The organism is Novosphingobium soli (assembly GCF_042432915.1).
Classification (GTDB): domain Bacteria; phylum Pseudomonadota; class Alphaproteobacteria; order Sphingomonadales; family Sphingomonadaceae; genus Novosphingobium; species Novosphingobium soli.
On sequence record NZ_JBHLWK010000022.1, the window covers coordinates 105952 to 120655 of the forward strand.

The window sequence follows — 14704 nt, forward strand, 5'->3', positions numbered from 1 at the left end:
CCTATCCGGCCCTCACCTTAATTGACCCCTTCCATAGTCTGCTCAAGCAGACTCGCAGCCTCTCTGGAAGAAGCGCCTCACCGGCTGCGCAAGCAAGCCCGAAATGATCGTTGAAAAGAAAATGGCGGCATCCCTGAAGGAGGGATGCCGCCATCATTCGATCTGAAAATTCAAGCTTACTGACGCGGAGTGAGTGGTGCTGTTGGCCGGGGCCAGCGCTACCCATCATTGTCCGGGTGCGGCGGGTTGGCCTCGTCGATCAAGCGCTGGATGGCCGCGATCGGCGTATCATCCTCGAGCCGGATCATCGCGCCGCAGGAACAGGCAGCGGCTTTCTGCAAGCGCATCTGCCGGTACGGAACACTCAGTTCGGCTCCACATTTCGGGCAATCCACCTGTGCGCAGATATCGTCCAGTTCGCCGGTCATCATGCCTCCTTGCGCGAAGCGACTCATCGCAGGTTGAGAAACAGCCTACTCCAGTCCAGCGCTCATTCGAACGACAGATCGCGCGAGGCGACCTCACCCTCATCGCCGTCATCGAACACCACCCGAACGCGCTCGGGCAATATGAGCCGGGCGGATCGGGCGCCGACCATCACCTTGACGGGGCTGGGCGCCACGATCGGACGCGCGTGCCCTGCCCGGCCCGTCGGCTTGGCTGGCGATGGTGCGGCGGGCACGGCTGCCGGCGCGGTGGGCGCAGGCGCGGAACCGGCATCGACCGCACCCTTGAGCGAGGCAATGAACCGGCTACCTTCGGCAAGCGTGACGCCACGCTCGCCCAGTCCTGCGACGAACCCGCGCACCTCGACCGGATGCTTGCGGGCGGCGCGGTGGAGATCGTAGAGGACGCGGATGGGGGCCTTGTCGATCGCCTCGCGCAGATAAGGCTCCATCTCGCCATAGGCTGCGTAGAGCGAGACGAACTGCTTGGACCGGCCGAGCGCCTTGGCGATCTCGGCCTGGGTCTTGCCCTGCGCCAGCATGCGCTCGACGCCAAGCGCGAGTTCACGCGACGAGAGGCTGGCGCGCTGATCATTCTCGACGATCTGATCGGCGAGGACGTCACCGCCCTCCCCCGCTTCGCTGACGATCGCCGGAATGGTCGTCTTGCCCGCCGCGAGCGATGCGCGGTAGCGCCGTTCGCCCATGCGGATGACATGTTTGCCGTCCGCATTCCTGGGGCGAACGATGATCGGCTGCAGCACGCCGCGCACCTCGATCGACGCTGCAAGCTCGGCGAGTTCCACTTCGTCGAAGTGCGTGCGCGGATTGCCGGGGTCGGGCATCACCCAGTCGAGCGGCAAGTCCTCGACGCGCCGTGCGCTCTCATGCGCGCCCACGAGCATTCCGAACTCTTCGGCGCGCTGATCGAATTTGCCCATCAGGCGCTCTCCTTCGCCCGCGCATCGACGCGCCGTTCTACTTCGGCGAGGATCGAGCGGATCTCGTCCGAAGCCGCCTTGGCGCCGCTCCCCGTTTCATGCCAGACCGCATGATGGTTCTCGGCCGAATGCTTGTAGGTCGGGCGCGCCTTCACGAAGGCGGGGAACATGAGCGCCGGGCCGACCGCCTGGGTGAGCTTGACCGCATTGTCCATGTCCCGCTTGTCGAAGGCATTGACCATCGAGGGCAGCAGCCCGAGGAAATTGACCTTGCGCCCGCCGCGCGCGCCCTCGGCCTTCTTGAGCGCAGTCAGCAGCATCTTGGCGCATTCCAGCGAATCCTCGGCGACCTGAACCGGCGCGATGACTTCGTCCGCGACCGCCATCGCGCTCAAGGTGAGCTCGTCCCATTTGGGTCCGGTGTCGATCACACAATAATCGAAGTGGTGAGGCAGCTCGCGGAAGCGAACGATGAAGTCGTGCACGTCCTGCGCAGCCTTGACCATCTGGAGACGCGGATCGGCCGCGAACACGGTGATGCCGGCCGCGTCGTCCAGCACCAGTTTTGCGTCGGGATCGAACAGGTCGGCGGAAAACCAGCCGGTCCGTTCCTTCGCGAGCCGGCGGGTCGACGACCCCTGCGGATCGAGATCGATGAACGCGACCCGCCGCCCCGCCTGCTCGGCCAGATACCAGGCGAGATGGGTCGCAAAGAAGGTCTTGCCGACGCCGCCCTTGAGCAGGCTGATGACGATGGTCTTCACATCATGTTTCCCTGCCAGGCGCCGCGCTCAGAAATCGTCGCCACCGTTGCGAAGGTTGCGCTCATAATGGTCGCGCGCCGACCAGTCCCCACCGCCTTTGCCGAACCGGGGGCCGACATCGCGAAACAGATAGACGGTGAAGGCGAAGCACGCGAAACCGAAGAGGATCGCGTGATCGGGATGCTGGGAAAAATACTCCGCCATGATCAGTCTCCTGTAGCAGCCGCGGGCCGGGGCTGCCGGCCGCGTTGGTCGCGAAGTTCCGCATCGGGGACATCAAGACCATAGGTTTGCTTCAGCGCGTTCATGACGAGCGCGCGGATGGTGATATTATCGTGGTCGAGCGCGAGCCTTGCGATCGCGGCGTGCATCTGCGGGGTCACCCGCAGCTGCAGAAAGGCCGAGCGCCGTTCCTCGCTCCCCTGCCCCTCCGTCACCATATGCTCTCTCTCCTCTCGCGCTGCCCCGATGATCTGCGCCCACCGTATTGAATTCAATACGCCCGCGATGAGGCGTCTCCCCGGCACGACCGGCGCAGCGCGCACCAAAGTCTGCTCGAGCAGACTTTGCCCGGCACCGCCTTCATGAGGAGGGCTGGCCCCGCCGCGCGAGGCCAGCATGGCTCAATACTCTTGCGCGAGAAGAATGGTCAGCACGCGCGTGGTGACATTCTCGTCGGTCGGATCGGGCGAGCCGAACTCCAGCGCGCGGTCATAATAGTCGATCTTCCAGTAGAGCACCGCGTCGCGGAAGGTGAACCGGCCGAAATCGCGCTCGCCATGCGGATCCACGTCGGGACCGAAGCTGTCATAGTCGCGGATGGTGCGCAGCAATTGCGCCCGGGCCTGAAAGTTGCGGAACAGGCTGACGTCGCCGATCAGGCTCTGAACGCCGATGGTCATGACCACGCGGTTATGGCCTGGCCGGGTGAGCGAGTGGCGCAGCGCGTCATTGAGCTGGGCGATGGTTGCAGTGCGATCGGGCTGCGAAGAGGTATGGCTCTGATGCTCGGGCATGCGATCTGTCCTGTGCGTTCGAAACCCCGCCGATCGGGGTCTTTCAACACTGGCCGGCGCGCCGGGGCAAAGCGGGCTCGCGCACCTGTAGGGTCGCAACGGCAGTGGAGAAGCCCGGCCACGGGCTTGCGCGGGACAGCGCCTCGGCGAGACCCGGACATGGTGATGACACCCGAGCTTTGGGCGGCACACAGGAACAGGTGATTTCGCTGGACGGGCATCAGAATGCTGGACCGGACGGTGACGCGGACTATCATTGCCCGATGACCGCTGCTCTTCACATCCTCTGGCCTGTCGCGCTGCGCAGCATCGGCGCGATGCAGCGGCACAAAGTCCTGGTGCGCAGCCAATGCCGGCGGTGCGGGGCGCTGATGCGTGTCGACCTGGACGACATGGTCGCGCGCCATGGCAGCAGCGGTTCGCTCATCGACGTACAGGAGCGCTGCCGCATGGTCGCCTGTGACGGTGCGGCCTTCTATCTGGCCTCGCCCGGCTATGGCGGTCCATGGCGAACATTGCTGGGCGATCCCGGCCTCGCCGAGGGCCTCGCCAATGGCGTCGCGCCGGTCACGGCCGAGACGCTGCTTGGGCCGACCGCCCGCTAGAGCAATCGCCTTTCCAGCAAGGGATCGTTACCCGGCAGGGCCGAGACCCGGCACGGGGCTCGGGGCGTCAGCCTAGAGCCCGGTCCGGCGCAGCCGGTGCCCCGACCTCCCTTAATCCAGCGGACCGAACAATCTGGTCAGGATCAGATCGAGCGTCGCGACCTTCTCGAATTGTCCCTTGGCGATCACCCGGTGCATCGGTCTTTCGTTCTTCTTGCCCTGCGCCGTTCCCTTGGCATGGCGTGCGACCGGAAAGCCGCGAATATCGGGCAACGGCACATCAGGCGCATTGCCGAACCAGAGATAGGACAGGAGATCGAGGTTGGGTGAAACCACGATCCAGATGATGCAGCCGCTCGGCTTCTCCATGAGCTTGAGGTTTGCGGTCACGCGCGGCGCGCGCCCGCCCAAGGTCACCGTCTTGAACTGAATATGCCGGGTGATCGCCTTGTAGCTCATCACCAGATCATAGCCGCCGGCATCGAACTCCGAGCGCAGCACCTCCACCCCGGTAATCCCGCGCTGCCACAGACGCCGCAGCGCCTCGCCTACAAAGACATGCTCGACAATGCGCTCGCGCAGGGTCGAGTGCAGATAATGGGCGCTGGTCTGGCTCGGCAGGTCTTCCAATGGCAACGGATCTCGAAAGGCGGCGGGGGCGGCAGCCCCCGCCTGATTGTCAGGCGAAGGGATCATATTCGTTGAGCACGGCGACGTCGCCATCGAAGTCGTCGGCGGTGATGACGGCGAACTGCGTTCCGATTGCGATGACCATCGTGGCGGCCATCAGGGTCTTCGAGAGAGTGAGTGCGCTTTTGCGGGCGGTCCCAAGATCGGTGAACATATCGAGGCTCCTTGTGGTGCCGGCGGGTTCATCCCCGCTCGACTGGCGCCCGAAGCGTCGCTCCCGTGGCCGCGATCACCTTTTGGCGGCACGGCAAAAGGCCGTAGCGTGAGCGTACGGACCCTTTACGGGTTGATCGAATAGGTCCGCGGGAGCGACCAAGGATTGCGCCTCAAAGAGCGGGGGGATTCCGTCGGCCGGCATGAGACGTCCCGCCACCGACCCCGCCGCCCAGTTTGCACGCCGCGCCGGTTGCCCCTTTGTTCGTGATGGTCAGGACGGCTAGAGCGGGGCCGATGACCCTCTCCTACCGACACGCCCTCGCCGCCCTGTTGTTCGTTTGCTCCCTGTCGAGCGCGGCAGCGCTCCCCGCCGCGACCGGCAAAATCAGCTCTGTGACCGACGGCGACACCTTTCGCCTGATGAGTGGCGAGCGGATCCGGATCGCCGATATCGATGCGCCTGAGAGCCGCGCCGACCAGGCCAAATGCGCTGCCGAGCTCGCGCGCGGCAAGGCGGCGACCCGCCAGGCGAAAGCCCTGCTCGATGGCAAGACGATCCGCTTCGAGCGGATCGGGCGCAGCTATAATCGCACTGTCGCGCGCGTCACGCTCGACGGGCGCGATCTGGCCGCAAGACTGATCAGCATCGGCGCAGCACGGCCCTGGCTGCGCCGCCAGCCCAAGCCCGACTGGTGCCGCGCGCGATAGGCGTCACGGCGCCTATGCTCAGGTCCAGAAAGAGGAGGAAATGGACCCGCCGGAAGGGGGAATCGGCGGGTCCGTATCAGGGGCCGCATGCGCGGGGGGAAACAGGCGGCCTCGTCTTTCAGAACCGATCGACGCGCGAGCGGTTCCTTGCCTCAGCGAGGGCCAAGGCGCGCAAGCGTCGCCGGATCGGCCTCGCCATTGAACCAGCGATCGATCGCGGCGATGAACAGACCCCCGCCCCCGGCCTGCGCGAACAGGGTGAGGGACGAGCGCAGCTTGAGGGCATCGATCCCACCGAACACCGCCTCCGCGCTGGTGCCGGTCAGATCCTGCAGTGCCGCCACACAGTCGCGCAGCCGGGCGCCCAGCACCGGATGCGCGAGATAGGCGCGCGCCTCGTCGAGCGACCCGATCGCATAGCGCCGCGCCATTTCGCTCGACCCGAGGCCAGCGATCTGCGGAAAGATGAACCACATCCAATGGCTGCGCTTGGCGCCGCGGCGGATCTCGCCAAAGGCCGTGTCAAAGATCTGCGCCTGGGCGGCGACGAATCGGTCGAGGTCGAAGGGAGCGGTCATGATGGGGCTGTCATAGCCTGCGCGCAGGCGTGCGCCGCCCGGATGCAAATTTTTTCTCGAAAAGGAAATGCCCGCTCCCCCGCCACTTGGGCCGTCCTGTCCACATTCGGAACGGACCCGATGCTTGACTCTGGACCGCAGCAGAACGAACAAACAGAGAACATAACAATTCCTGAGTCTCTTGAATGCCATGCGTGAAGCCACCGTCCTTGATCAGCTGCGGGCGCATATTGCGCAGATCGAGGGCAGTGGTGTGCGCCACGCAACCACGCCCTTCGGGATCGAGGCGATCGACGCGCGGCTGCCGGGCGGCGGCATTGCCGGCGGCGCGCTCCATGAGGTCGCGGGCAGCCCCGACCTTGCCGACGATGCAAGCGCCACGGTGTTCCTGGCCGGCATTCTCGCGCGGATGGAGGGGCCTGTCCTGTGGTGCCTGCGATGGCGCGACCTGTTTGCGCCCGCGCTCCACCTCGCCGGACTGCATCCCGACCGGGTGATCTATATCGAGGCGGGCAGCGACACCAATGTCCTGCTCGCGATGGAGGAATGCCTGCGCCATGCCGGGATCGGCGGCGTCGTGGGCGAGATTGGCAAATACAGCACCACCGCGTACAAGCGGCTGCAACTGGCGGCCGAGGGGTCGGGCGTGCCGGCCTTCATCTTCCGGCGCGCCGCAAAGGTCGGCCAAGCAGCCGAGGGCACGGCGGCGGTCACGCGCTGGCGGGTGACCGCGAGCCCGAGCGAGGATCTCGGCATCCCGAGCCTTGGCCGTCCGCGCTGGCAGGTGGCGCTGGAGCGCGTACGCGGCGGTAATCCGCACGCTTGGATTGTGGAGGGCTGCGATGCGACGGGTCGTATCGGTCTACCTGCCGCACTGGTCGACCGACCGGCTGCGACGGGCGACAGCCAAATCGCCGCCTGAAGGGCGTAGCATCACCGCGCCCGACGGACCGCTCGTCACCGCAATTCCCGACCATGGCCGCCGGATCGTCGCGGCGGTGGACGCTGCCGCGCGGGCGCTCGGCGTTACGCCTGGCATGACCGTCACCAAGGCGCGGATGCTCGCGCCCGACCTCGCGGTCATTGATGCCCAGCCAGACGCTGACATGGACGGCCTGCGCCGCCTCGCCCTGTGGGCCGGGCAGCGTTATTCGCCGATCGTCGCGCCCGACGCACCCGACGGGCTGTGGCTCGACATCACCGGCTGCGCGTCGCTGTTCGGCAGCGAGACCGCGCTGCTCAAGGATCTGCATCGCCGGATCGCGGCCTTCGGCGTGACGGCGCATATTGCAGCCGCCGACACGGCGGGCTGCGCGCACGCAGTCGCGCGGCATGTCCGTGACGGCAGGCCCGTTGTCATCGAGCCGGGGCAGCATCGCCGGGCAATGGAGCTGCTCCCAATCCCGGCGCTGCGGCTCGAAGCCGAAATCGTCGAGGGCTTGCGCAAGCTCGGCTTCGAACGGGTCGAGCAATTGCTCGGCGCTGCGCGCGCGCCGCTTGCCAAGCGGTTCGGGCGCAGCCTGCATCGCCGTCTCGACCAGGCGATCGGGCAGGTCGCAGAACCCATAGAGCCGATCTTTCCGGAACAGATGCCGCGCGCGCGGCGTGGTTTCATGGAGCCGATCGCCACACCGGAGGCCTTCGCCCAGGTGATCGGCGATCTCGTCGCCGATATTGTCGAGCAGCTCGCCCGTGCGGGGCGCGGCGGCAGGCGTCTCGACTGCTATTTTCACCGTGTCGATGGCCAAGCCCAAGTCATCCGCATCGGGACGGCGACGCCGAGCCGGGATGCGGAGCATCTCGCCAAATTGCTGTGCGCGAAGATCGAGACGGTAGAACCGGGTCTCGGCATCGAGGCGATGACACTGCTGGTCTCGCTGATGGAGGCGGCCGCGCCGCGACAGGGCGAGAGCCTTGAGCATCTGGGCCGGCGCGGACCCGATCTCGCGGCGCTGGTCGATACGCTCGCCAACCGCTTCGGACCCGGAAACCTGCACCGGATGGCGCCTTGCCCCAGCGGCATGCCCGAACGCTCGGCGACCGGCGCGCCGGCGCTGGGCGAAGCACGCGGCGCAGGGTGGGACGATGATCTGCCCCGCCCCGCGCGCCTGCTGGCCAGGCCCGAGCCGATCGAGGTGATTGCGCTGCTGCCCGACGATGCGCCGCGCATGTTCATCTGGCGCGGCAGACGATACCGGGTGACGCAGGGTGACGGCCCGGAGCGGCTGCATGGCGAATGGTGGCGCGATGGCGGCATCGAGGGCCGACAACCGCTCAGCGTGCGCGATTATTATCAGGTCGAGACGCTGAGTGGCGGGCGCTACTGGCTGTTCCGCGCCGGCGACGGCGAGAGCGCCGCGACCGGCCCCATGCGCTGGTTCATCCACGGCGCCTTCGCATGAGCACGGGCGAGCCGGACTATGTCGAACTCCAGGTGACGACGCATTTCAGTTTCCTGCGCGGCGCCTCGAGCCCCGAGGATCTGTTCGCGACGGCGGCGGCGATGGAGATGCCGGCGCTCGGCGTCGTCGATCGTCATTCGGTCGCCGGGATCGTGCGCGCATGGGACGCGGAGCGGCAGACCGGCGTCCGTGCAATCGTCGGCTGCCGCCTCGATCTGACCGATGGCACCGCCCTCCTCGTCTATCCCACCGACAAGGCGGCCTATGGTCGCCTGTGCCGCCTGCTCAGCATCGGCAAGACGCGCGCGGGCAAAGGCGCCTGCCATCTCGACTGGTCGGATGTGGCGGATTGGAACGAGGGATTGCTGGCGATGCTCGTCCCCGACAGGGCCGATGCGACGACGCAGGCCGCGCTGGCGCGCACGAAGCGGCTGTTTGGCGAACGCACCTATATGGCGCTGTCAGTCCGGCGGCGGCCCAGGGACGCGATCCGGCTGCGCGATCTGTCGCGGATCGCGGCCGCCGCAGGCGTGCCGACGATCGCGACCAACGACATTCTCTATCATTTGCCCGAGCGCCGCCTGCTGCAGGATGTCGTCACCTGCATCCGCGAGAAATGCACCATCGACACGCTGGGCAACGCGCGCGAGCGTTTTGCCGACCGGTATCTGAAGACCGGCGCGGAGATGACGCGGCTCTTCCGGCGCTATTTGAAGGATAGCAGCCCGGTCGCGCGCAGCGTCGAATTCGCCAGGCGCTGCGCGTTCAGTCTCGATGAGCTCAAATATCAATATCCCGACGAGATCCAGGTGCCCGGCCGCACCCCGCAGGAAGAACTGGAGCGCCTTACCTGGGAGAAGGCGCCGACGCGCTATCCGCAAGGCGTCGATGGCAAGGTGCGCAGGCAGCTCGAGCATGAGCTCCAGCTGATCGGGCAGCTCGATTACGCCCCCTATTTCCTGACCGTCCATGCGATCGTGGCCGAAGCGCGGCGCCGCGAGATCCTGTGCCAGGGGCGCGGGTCGGCGGCGAACAGCGCGGTCTGCTACGTGCTCGGCATCACCTCGATCGATCCGGTGCGCTCGGAATTGCTGTTCGAACGCTTCGTATCGGCCGAGCGGCGCGAGCCGCCCGATATCGATGTCGATTTCGAACATGAGCGGCGCGAGGAGGTGATCCAGTGGATCTACGAGACCTATGGCCGCACCCGGTCAGCGCTCACCGCCGTCGTCACGCGCTTCCGGGCGCGCGGCGCGGTGCGCGAAGTCGGCAAGGCGCTCGGCCTGTCCGAGGATGTGACGGCGGGCCTGGCCGGGGCGATCTGGGGCTATAGCCGCGAAGGGGTGGAGGAGAAGCACGCGCAGGAGCTCAACCTCGATATGAGCGACACGCGCCTCGCGCTGACGCTCGACCTCGCCCGCCAGCTGATCAACACCCCGCGTCATCTGTCCCAGCATCCCGGTGGTTTCGTGCTGACCCGCGACCGGCTCGACGAACTGGTGCCGATCGAACCGGCGGCGATGGACGATCGCCAGGTGATAGAGTGGGATAAAGACGATATCGATCTCCTCGGCTTCATGAAGGTCGATGTGCTCGCGCTCGGCATGTTGAGCTGCATGCGCCGCGCGTTCGAGTTTCTCGAGAACGACAAGGGGCTGCGGCATGACCTCGCGACCATTCCGGCCGAGGATCCCGCGACCTATGCGATGATCCGCAGGGCCGACACATTGGGCGTCTTTCAGATCGAGTCCCGCGCGCAGATGGCCTCGATCCCGCTGATGGCGCCCAGGACCTTCTATGATCTCGTCATCCAGGTCGCGATCGTGCGGCCCGGCCCGATTCAGGGCGACATGGTCCATCCCTATCGCCGGCGTCGCAACGGCGAGGAGGAGGTGACCTATCCGACCGAAGAGTTGCGGCGGGTGCTGGAAAAGACGCTCGGGGTGCCGTTGTTCCAGGAACAGGCAATGCGCGTGGCGATCGAATGCGCCGGCTTCACCGCCAGCGAGGCGGACCTGCTGCGCCGTGCGATGGCGACGTTCAAACTGACTGGCGGCGTCAGCCATTTCCGCGACAAGCTGATCAGCGGCATGGTCGGCCGGGGCTATGATCAGGAGTTCGCCGAGAAAACTTTCAAGCAGATTGAGGGGTTCGGCTCCTATGGCTTTCCCGAAAGTCATGCCGCCAGCTTTGCGCTGATCGCCTATGCCTCGTCCTGGATGAAATGCCATCATCCCGACGCCTTCTGCGCGAGCCTCCTCAATGCGCAGCCCATGGGTTTCTATGCCCCGGCGCAGATCGTGCGCGACGCGCGCGAACATGGCGTCGAGATCCGGCCGATCGACGTCAATGCCAGTCGCTGGGATTGCACGCTGGAAGAGGGCCGCGGTCGCTACAAGGCGGTGCGGCTCGGCCTGCGCATGGCGCGCGATCTGGCCAATGCGGATGCAGCGGCGATCATCACCGCGCGGGGCGGCAGGCCCTATACCAGCATCGAGGAAATCCAGCACCGTGCCGGTGTCGGGCGCGGCGCGCTGGACCGGATTGGCGATGCCGACGGGTTCGGATCGCTCGGCGCCGACCGGCGATCGGGCCTCTGGGCGGTGAAGGGCCTCGGGAACGCGGCGCTGCCGCTGTTCGCAGCAGCGGACGAGCGGGCCGGCAAGCTGCGCGAGGAAGCGATTGAGCCCAGCGTCATCCTGGCCGAGATGGGTGAAGGCGCGGAGGTGGTCGAGGATTATCGCGCCTCAGGTCTGTCGCTGCGCGCGCATCCGGTTGCGTTCCTGCGCGACGAGCTCAAGGCGCGCCGGATGATCACCTGCGAGCAGTTGCGCACCACGCGCGACGGGCGCTGGATCGAACTGGCCGGGCTGGTGCTGGTCCGCCAGAAGCCCGGCAGCGCCAAGGGCGTGATGTTCATCACGCTCGAGGATGAGACGGATGTCGCCAATCTCGTCGTATGGACCAATGCCTTCGAGAAGAACCGCCGCACTGTCCTGGGCGCGTCGATGATGGGGGTGCGCGGTCAGGTCCAGCGCGAAGGCGAGGTGATCCATGTCATTGCGCAGCGGCTCGATGATCTGTCGGGCATGCTGGCGAGCGTCGGACGCCGCACCGACGTCGCCGATATCTACCGGGTGAGCCGTGCGGATATCGTCAGGAACCCGATGGCACCCGACCCGCGCGACCGCGAGCAGCGGCCGCTCGGTCGAGACCCTCGCGACATCTATATCCCCGATCTGCGGTTAGGATCGGGTATCATCCCGGGCCAGCCAACCGAGGGCATCAAGATCAAGCCGCGAGACTTCCGCTGATGGCCGGTAGCCGAACGTCCGGCAAAAAAGCCGGGTTTCGAGGATAATTGCCGCTCACGCGGCGTCGGTTGCCGACCAGACCCGGCCTTTCGTGACGGAGCGGCCAAGGTCGGCTTCTGGTAAAGTCAGACGCTCCTTGATTAAATCCATATATCCAATAACGTGGATATATGGACAACGACTCAGCCATCTCGGTCCTTGGCGCGCTCGCGCAGGGCACGCGCCTCGACGCATTCCGCCTGCTGGTCCGCCACGAGCCTGACGGCCTGGCCGCTGGCGAGGTCGCCAAGGCGCTCGACGTGCCGCAGAACACCATGTCGGTGCATCTCGCGACGCTGGCCCGCGCCGGGCTGATCCGGTCCGAGCGGCGCAGCCGCATCATCAACTACCGCGCCGATCTCGACCAGTTGAAGGCGCTGACCCTGTTTCTCGTGAAGGACTGCTGCGGTGGGAAGGCGGAGCTTTGCGAGCCGCTGATCGCCGAGCTCAACCCCTGCTGCTGAAGGCCGCCATGACCGTCGATATCATCATCTATCACAACCCCGAGTGCGGGACGTCGCGCAACACGCTGGCGATGATCCAGAACGCCGGCATCGAGCCGCACGTCATCGAGTATCTGAAGACCCCGCCCAACCGCTCGCGTCTCGTTTCGCTGATCGGTCGCATGGGGATCACGCCCCGCGCGCTGCTGCGCGAGAAGGGCACGCCCTATGCCGAACTTGGCTTGGGCGATCCGGCGCTGAGCGATGACCAGCTCATCGACGCGATGATCGAGCATCCGATCCTCATCAACCGGCCGATCGTCGTCTCGCCACTCGGCGTGAAGCTGTGCCGTCCGTCGGAAGAGGTGCTGGACCTGCTACCTTCCCGGCAGCGCGGCGCCTTCACCAAGGAAGACGGCGAGAAGGTCATCGACGACGCGGGCAACAGGATCGGCGCATGACCACTGCGGCGCCGGCGAAGCCGGCGATCAGCACATTCGAGCGCTATCTCAGCGTCTGGGTAGCGCTGTGCATCGTGGTCGGGATCGCGCTCGGCTACGCGCTGCCGGGCCTGTTCGGCGCGATCGCCACAGCGGAGGTGGCGCGGGTCAACCTCGTGGTGGCGGTGCTCATCTGGCTGATGATCATCCCCATGCTGCTGAAGATCGATCTTCGGGCGCTCGGCTCGGTCCGCCAGCATTGGAAGGGCGTCGGCGTCACGCTGTTCATCAACTGGGCGGTGAAGCCGTTCTCGATGGCGCTGCTCGGCACGCTGTTCCTGGGCTGGCTGTTTCGGCCCTTGCTGCCGGCGGGCGAGGTCAGCTCCTATATTGCCGGTCTGATCCTGCTCGCCGCCGCGCCTTGCACGGCGATGGTGTTCGTCTGGTCCAACCTCTGCGAGGGCGAGCCGACCTACACGTTGAGCCAGGTCGCGCTGAATGACGTGATCATGGTGTTCACCTTCGCGCCGCTGGTCGGCCTGCTGCTCGGCGTCGCGTCGATCACCGTGCCGTGGGACACGCTGCTGATCTCGGTGATGCTCTACATCGTCGTACCGGTCATCGTCGCGCAGATCGTCCGCAGTGCGGTGGTCGGATCAGGCGGACAGGCAGCACTGGACCGGCTGCTGGCCTGGCTCGGGCCGGTCTCGCTGCTGGCGCTGCTGACCACGCTGGTGCTGCTGTTCGGGTTTCAGGGTGAGGCGATCATCGCCCATCCGCTGGTCATCGCGCTGATCGCCGTGCCGATCCTCATCCAGGTCTATTTCAACGCGGGGCTAGCCTACTGGCTGAGCCGCCGGCTCGGTGTGGCATGGTGCGTGGCGGCGCCAGCCGCGCTGATCGGTGCTTCCAACTTCTTCGAGTTGGCGGTCGCCGCCGCGATCAGCCTGTTCGGGCTCAACTCGGGCGCGGCGCTGGCGACCGTCGTCGGCGTGCTGGTCGAGGTGCCGGTGATGCTGTCGGTCGTCTCGATCGTGAAGCGGACGCGGCCCTGGTACGAAGCGAGAGCGACGGCATGACCCAGATCTATTTCTCCGAGGCTCGGCACGCTGATGATATTCTGCGGCTCGCGCTTGGCGCCGCGCAGCTTCCGACCGACGATCTCGGCGGTCCCGACCAGATGTTCTTCAGCCTGTCCGACGACGAGGGTCTGATCGGGTTCATCGGTCTGGAGGGCAACGGTCCCGACCGACTGCTCCGCTCGCTCGTTGTCCTGCCGACCCGTCGCGGCAAAGGATATGGCCGGATGCTGGTCGAGCGCCTTGAAGGCGTTGCCGATGGCGCGGTCGAGCGGCTGCATCTTCTGACCAGCGGCACCGGGGAGTTCTTCCGCAGGCTCGGTTACGCCGATGCCGATCGCGATGCCGCGCCGGCGTTCATCGCCGCGACCGCGCAGTTCACGTCGCTGTGCGGTCCGCGCGCGACCTATCTCGTCAAGGATCTTGGATGACGCGCCTTCGTGAAGTGCCCGACGCCGACCATCTGCCCGCACTCGATCGTAGCATCGCCATCACTCGGCCCGCCGCCGGCATGGGCGACGATCAGCCGCCGCCGCGCATCCTGCTGTTGTACGGGTCGCTGCGCGAGCGGTCGTTTAGCCGGCTCGCGGCTGAAGAAGCGGCGCGACTGCTTATCCTCTTCGGCGCGGACGTGCGGATATTCGATCCGAGCGACCTGCCGCTCCCAGATCAGGTGAAGGGTGACGATCATCCGGCGGTCCATGAGCTGCGCCAGCACGCGCTCTGGTCCGAAGGCATGGTTTGGTGCAGCCCCGAGCGGCACGGCCAGATCACCGGCATCATGAAGGCGCAGATCGACCATCTGCCGCTGGAGTTCGGCGGCATGCGGCCGACCCAGGGCCGCACCCTCGCGGTCATGCAGGTGTCGGGCGGCTCGCAGTCGTTCAACGCGGTGAACACCCTGCGCCTGCTCGGCCGCTGGATGCGGATGATCACCATCCCTAACCAGTCAAGCGTGGCGATGGCGTTCAAGGAATTCGACGAGGCCGGCCGCATGAAGCCGTCGAGCTATTATGACCGCATCGTCGACGTGATGGAGGAACTGTGTTGATTGCCACTGAGAAGTGACCCGGGAAGGCTATA

The 14704-nt window shown here is 66.2% G+C and carries 19 protein-coding genes; 10 read left to right on the forward strand and 9 right to left on the reverse strand.

Annotated features, from left to right (window positions below; translation table 11 throughout):
- Positions 1–218: 218 nt before the first annotated feature.
- The 6 genes from ACFFJC_RS17555 to ACFFJC_RS17580 form a co-directional block, all read right to left on the reverse strand.
- Positions 219–428: a hypothetical protein gene (locus ACFFJC_RS17555; RefSeq protein ID WP_004212788.1), complete on the reverse strand. Its 210-nt coding sequence runs from the start codon at positions 426–428 to the stop codon at positions 219–221.
- Between the two features lie 62 nt (positions 429–490).
- The gene (locus ACFFJC_RS17560) at positions 491–1387 is read right to left on the reverse strand and encodes a ParB/RepB/Spo0J family partition protein (RefSeq protein WP_004212789.1); all 897 of its coding nucleotides are present in this window, start codon (positions 1385–1387) and stop codon (positions 491–493) included.
- Positions 1387–2151, reverse strand: a complete 765-nt coding sequence (locus ACFFJC_RS17565) for a ParA family protein (RefSeq protein ID WP_070158064.1) — start codon at positions 2149–2151, stop codon at positions 1387–1389. Before ACFFJC_RS17565 ends, ACFFJC_RS17560 begins: the two co-directional genes overlap by 1 nt.
- A gap of 27 nt (positions 2152–2178) precedes the next feature.
- Positions 2179–2355, reverse strand: a complete 177-nt coding sequence (locus ACFFJC_RS17570; protein ID WP_171905938.1) for a hypothetical protein — start codon at positions 2353–2355, stop codon at positions 2179–2181.
- Positions 2356–2357: 2 nt separating this feature from the next.
- Complete coding sequence (locus ACFFJC_RS17575) at positions 2358–2771, reverse strand: hypothetical protein (protein WP_139139444.1); 414 nt, start codon at positions 2769–2771, stop codon at positions 2358–2360.
- Between the two features lie 3 nt (positions 2772–2774).
- Entirely contained in the window at positions 2775–3167 is a 393-nt protein-coding gene (locus ACFFJC_RS17580) for a DUF3768 domain-containing protein (protein WP_175311070.1), read from the reverse strand.
- Positions 3168–3367: 200 nt separating this feature from the next.
- Here ACFFJC_RS17580 and ACFFJC_RS17585 point away from each other — a divergent pair, with 200 nt between their 5' ends.
- Positions 3368–3772, forward strand: a complete 405-nt coding sequence (locus tag ACFFJC_RS17585; protein ID WP_004212798.1) for a hypothetical protein — start codon at positions 3368–3370, stop codon at positions 3770–3772.
- A 111-nt stretch (positions 3773–3883) separates the two neighbouring features.
- Here the strand turns inward: ACFFJC_RS17585 and ACFFJC_RS17590 are convergent, their stop codons facing one another.
- Positions 3884–4468 (reverse strand): hypothetical protein, encoded by a 585-nt coding sequence (locus ACFFJC_RS17590; protein ID WP_246358239.1) that lies wholly within the window; start codon positions 4466–4468, stop codon positions 3884–3886.
- Entirely contained in the window at positions 4452–4616 is a 165-nt protein-coding gene (locus tag ACFFJC_RS17595; protein ID WP_004212805.1) for a hypothetical protein, read from the reverse strand. Before ACFFJC_RS17595 ends, ACFFJC_RS17590 begins: the two co-directional genes overlap by 17 nt.
- 296 nt (positions 4617–4912) lie before the next feature.
- Here ACFFJC_RS17595 and ACFFJC_RS17600 point away from each other — a divergent pair, with 296 nt between their 5' ends.
- On the forward strand, positions 4913–5326 hold the full coding sequence (locus tag ACFFJC_RS17600) for a thermonuclease family protein (RefSeq protein WP_070158247.1): 414 nt from the start codon (positions 4913–4915) through the stop codon (positions 5324–5326).
- A gap of 152 nt (positions 5327–5478) precedes the next feature.
- Here ACFFJC_RS17600 and ACFFJC_RS17605 read toward each other — a convergent pair whose 3' ends face one another.
- Positions 5479–5904 carry a DUF1810 domain-containing protein gene (locus tag ACFFJC_RS17605; protein ID WP_175311071.1) on the reverse strand — a complete coding sequence of 142 codons (426 nt, stop codon included), beginning with the start codon at positions 5902–5904 and terminating at the stop codon, positions 5479–5481.
- Between the two features lie 190 nt (positions 5905–6094).
- Here ACFFJC_RS17605 and ACFFJC_RS17610 point away from each other — a divergent pair, with 190 nt between their 5' ends.
- The 8 genes from ACFFJC_RS17610 (at position 6095) to arsH (ending at position 14672) form a co-directional block, all read left to right on the forward strand.
- Positions 6095–6826, forward strand: a complete 732-nt coding sequence (locus ACFFJC_RS17610; RefSeq protein ID WP_379488702.1) for an ImuA family protein — start codon at positions 6095–6097, stop codon at positions 6824–6826.
- Positions 6747–8306, forward strand: a complete 1560-nt coding sequence (locus ACFFJC_RS17615) for a DUF6504 family protein (protein WP_175311073.1) — start codon at positions 6747–6749, stop codon at positions 8304–8306. The genes ACFFJC_RS17610 and ACFFJC_RS17615 overlap by 80 nt, the downstream gene beginning before the upstream one ends.
- Positions 8303–11620 (forward strand): error-prone DNA polymerase, encoded by a 3318-nt coding sequence (locus tag ACFFJC_RS17620; protein WP_379488706.1) that lies wholly within the window; start codon positions 8303–8305, stop codon positions 11618–11620. Before ACFFJC_RS17615 ends, ACFFJC_RS17620 begins: the two co-directional genes overlap by 4 nt.
- A gap of 170 nt (positions 11621–11790) precedes the next feature.
- Positions 11791–12123, forward strand: a complete 333-nt coding sequence (locus ACFFJC_RS17625; RefSeq protein WP_048937964.1) for an ArsR/SmtB family transcription factor — start codon at positions 11791–11793, stop codon at positions 12121–12123.
- An 8-nt stretch (positions 12124–12131) separates the two neighbouring features.
- Positions 12132–12563, forward strand: coding sequence for an arsenate reductase (glutaredoxin) (gene arsC, locus ACFFJC_RS17630; RefSeq protein ID WP_048937963.1), 432 nt, complete (start codon positions 12132–12134; stop codon positions 12561–12563).
- Positions 12560–13621 carry an ACR3 family arsenite efflux transporter gene (gene arsB / locus ACFFJC_RS17635; protein WP_048937962.1) on the forward strand — a complete coding sequence of 354 codons (1062 nt, stop codon included), beginning with the start codon at positions 12560–12562 and terminating at the stop codon, positions 13619–13621. Before arsC ends, arsB begins: the two co-directional genes overlap by 4 nt.
- Positions 13618–14052 carry a GNAT family N-acetyltransferase gene (locus ACFFJC_RS17640; protein ID WP_048937961.1) on the forward strand — a complete coding sequence of 145 codons (435 nt, stop codon included), beginning with the start codon at positions 13618–13620 and terminating at the stop codon, positions 14050–14052. The genes arsB and ACFFJC_RS17640 overlap by 4 nt, the downstream gene beginning before the upstream one ends.
- On the forward strand, positions 14049–14672 hold the full coding sequence (gene arsH, locus ACFFJC_RS17645) for an arsenical resistance protein ArsH (RefSeq protein ID WP_379488703.1): 624 nt from the start codon (positions 14049–14051) through the stop codon (positions 14670–14672). The genes ACFFJC_RS17640 and arsH overlap by 4 nt, the downstream gene beginning before the upstream one ends.
- The last annotated feature ends 32 nt before the right edge of the window (positions 14673–14704 follow it).

Coding starts and splice junctions, on each gene's coding strand:
- ACFFJC_RS17640 (WP_048937961.1), top strand. CDS start 13,618: ATGACCCAGATCTATTTCTCCGAGGCTCGGCACGCTGATGATATTCTG.
- arsC (WP_048937963.1), top strand. CDS start 12,132: ATGACCGTCGATATCATCATCTATCACAACCCCGAGTGCGGGACGTCG.
- ACFFJC_RS17555 (WP_004212788.1), bottom strand. CDS start 428: ATGACCGGCGAACTGGACGATATCTGCGCACAGGTGGATTGCCCGAAA.
- ACFFJC_RS17600 (WP_070158247.1), top strand. CDS start 4,913: ATGACCCTCTCCTACCGACACGCCCTCGCCGCCCTGTTGTTCGTTTGC.
- ACFFJC_RS17570 (WP_171905938.1), bottom strand. CDS start 2,355: ATGGCGGAGTATTTTTCCCAGCATCCCGATCACGCGATCCTCTTCGGT.
- ACFFJC_RS17610 (WP_379488702.1), top strand. CDS start 6,095: ATGCGTGAAGCCACCGTCCTTGATCAGCTGCGGGCGCATATTGCGCAG.
- ACFFJC_RS17575 (WP_139139444.1), bottom strand. CDS start 2,771: ATGCTGGCCTCGCGCGGCGGGGCCAGCCCTCCTCATGAAGGCGGTGCC.
- ACFFJC_RS17590 (WP_246358239.1), bottom strand. CDS start 4,468: ATGATCCCTTCGCCTGACAATCAGGCGGGGGCTGCCGCCCCCGCCGCC.
- ACFFJC_RS17580 (WP_175311070.1), bottom strand. CDS start 3,167: ATGCCCGAGCATCAGAGCCATACCTCTTCGCAGCCCGATCGCACTGCA.
- arsH (WP_379488703.1), top strand. CDS start 14,049: ATGACGCGCCTTCGTGAAGTGCCCGACGCCGACCATCTGCCCGCACTC.
- ACFFJC_RS17605 (WP_175311071.1), bottom strand. CDS start 5,904: ATGACCGCTCCCTTCGACCTCGACCGATTCGTCGCCGCCCAGGCGCAG.
- ACFFJC_RS17560 (WP_004212789.1), bottom strand. CDS start 1,387: ATGGGCAAATTCGATCAGCGCGCCGAAGAGTTCGGAATGCTCGTGGGC.
- ACFFJC_RS17625 (WP_048937964.1), top strand. CDS start 11,791: ATGGACAACGACTCAGCCATCTCGGTCCTTGGCGCGCTCGCGCAGGGC.
- ACFFJC_RS17620 (WP_379488706.1), top strand. CDS start 8,303: ATGAGCACGGGCGAGCCGGACTATGTCGAACTCCAGGTGACGACGCAT.
- arsB (WP_048937962.1), top strand. CDS start 12,560: ATGACCACTGCGGCGCCGGCGAAGCCGGCGATCAGCACATTCGAGCGC.
- ACFFJC_RS17615 (WP_175311073.1), top strand. CDS start 6,747: ATGCGACGGGTCGTATCGGTCTACCTGCCGCACTGGTCGACCGACCGG.
- ACFFJC_RS17595 (WP_004212805.1), bottom strand. CDS start 4,616: ATGTTCACCGATCTTGGGACCGCCCGCAAAAGCGCACTCACTCTCTCG.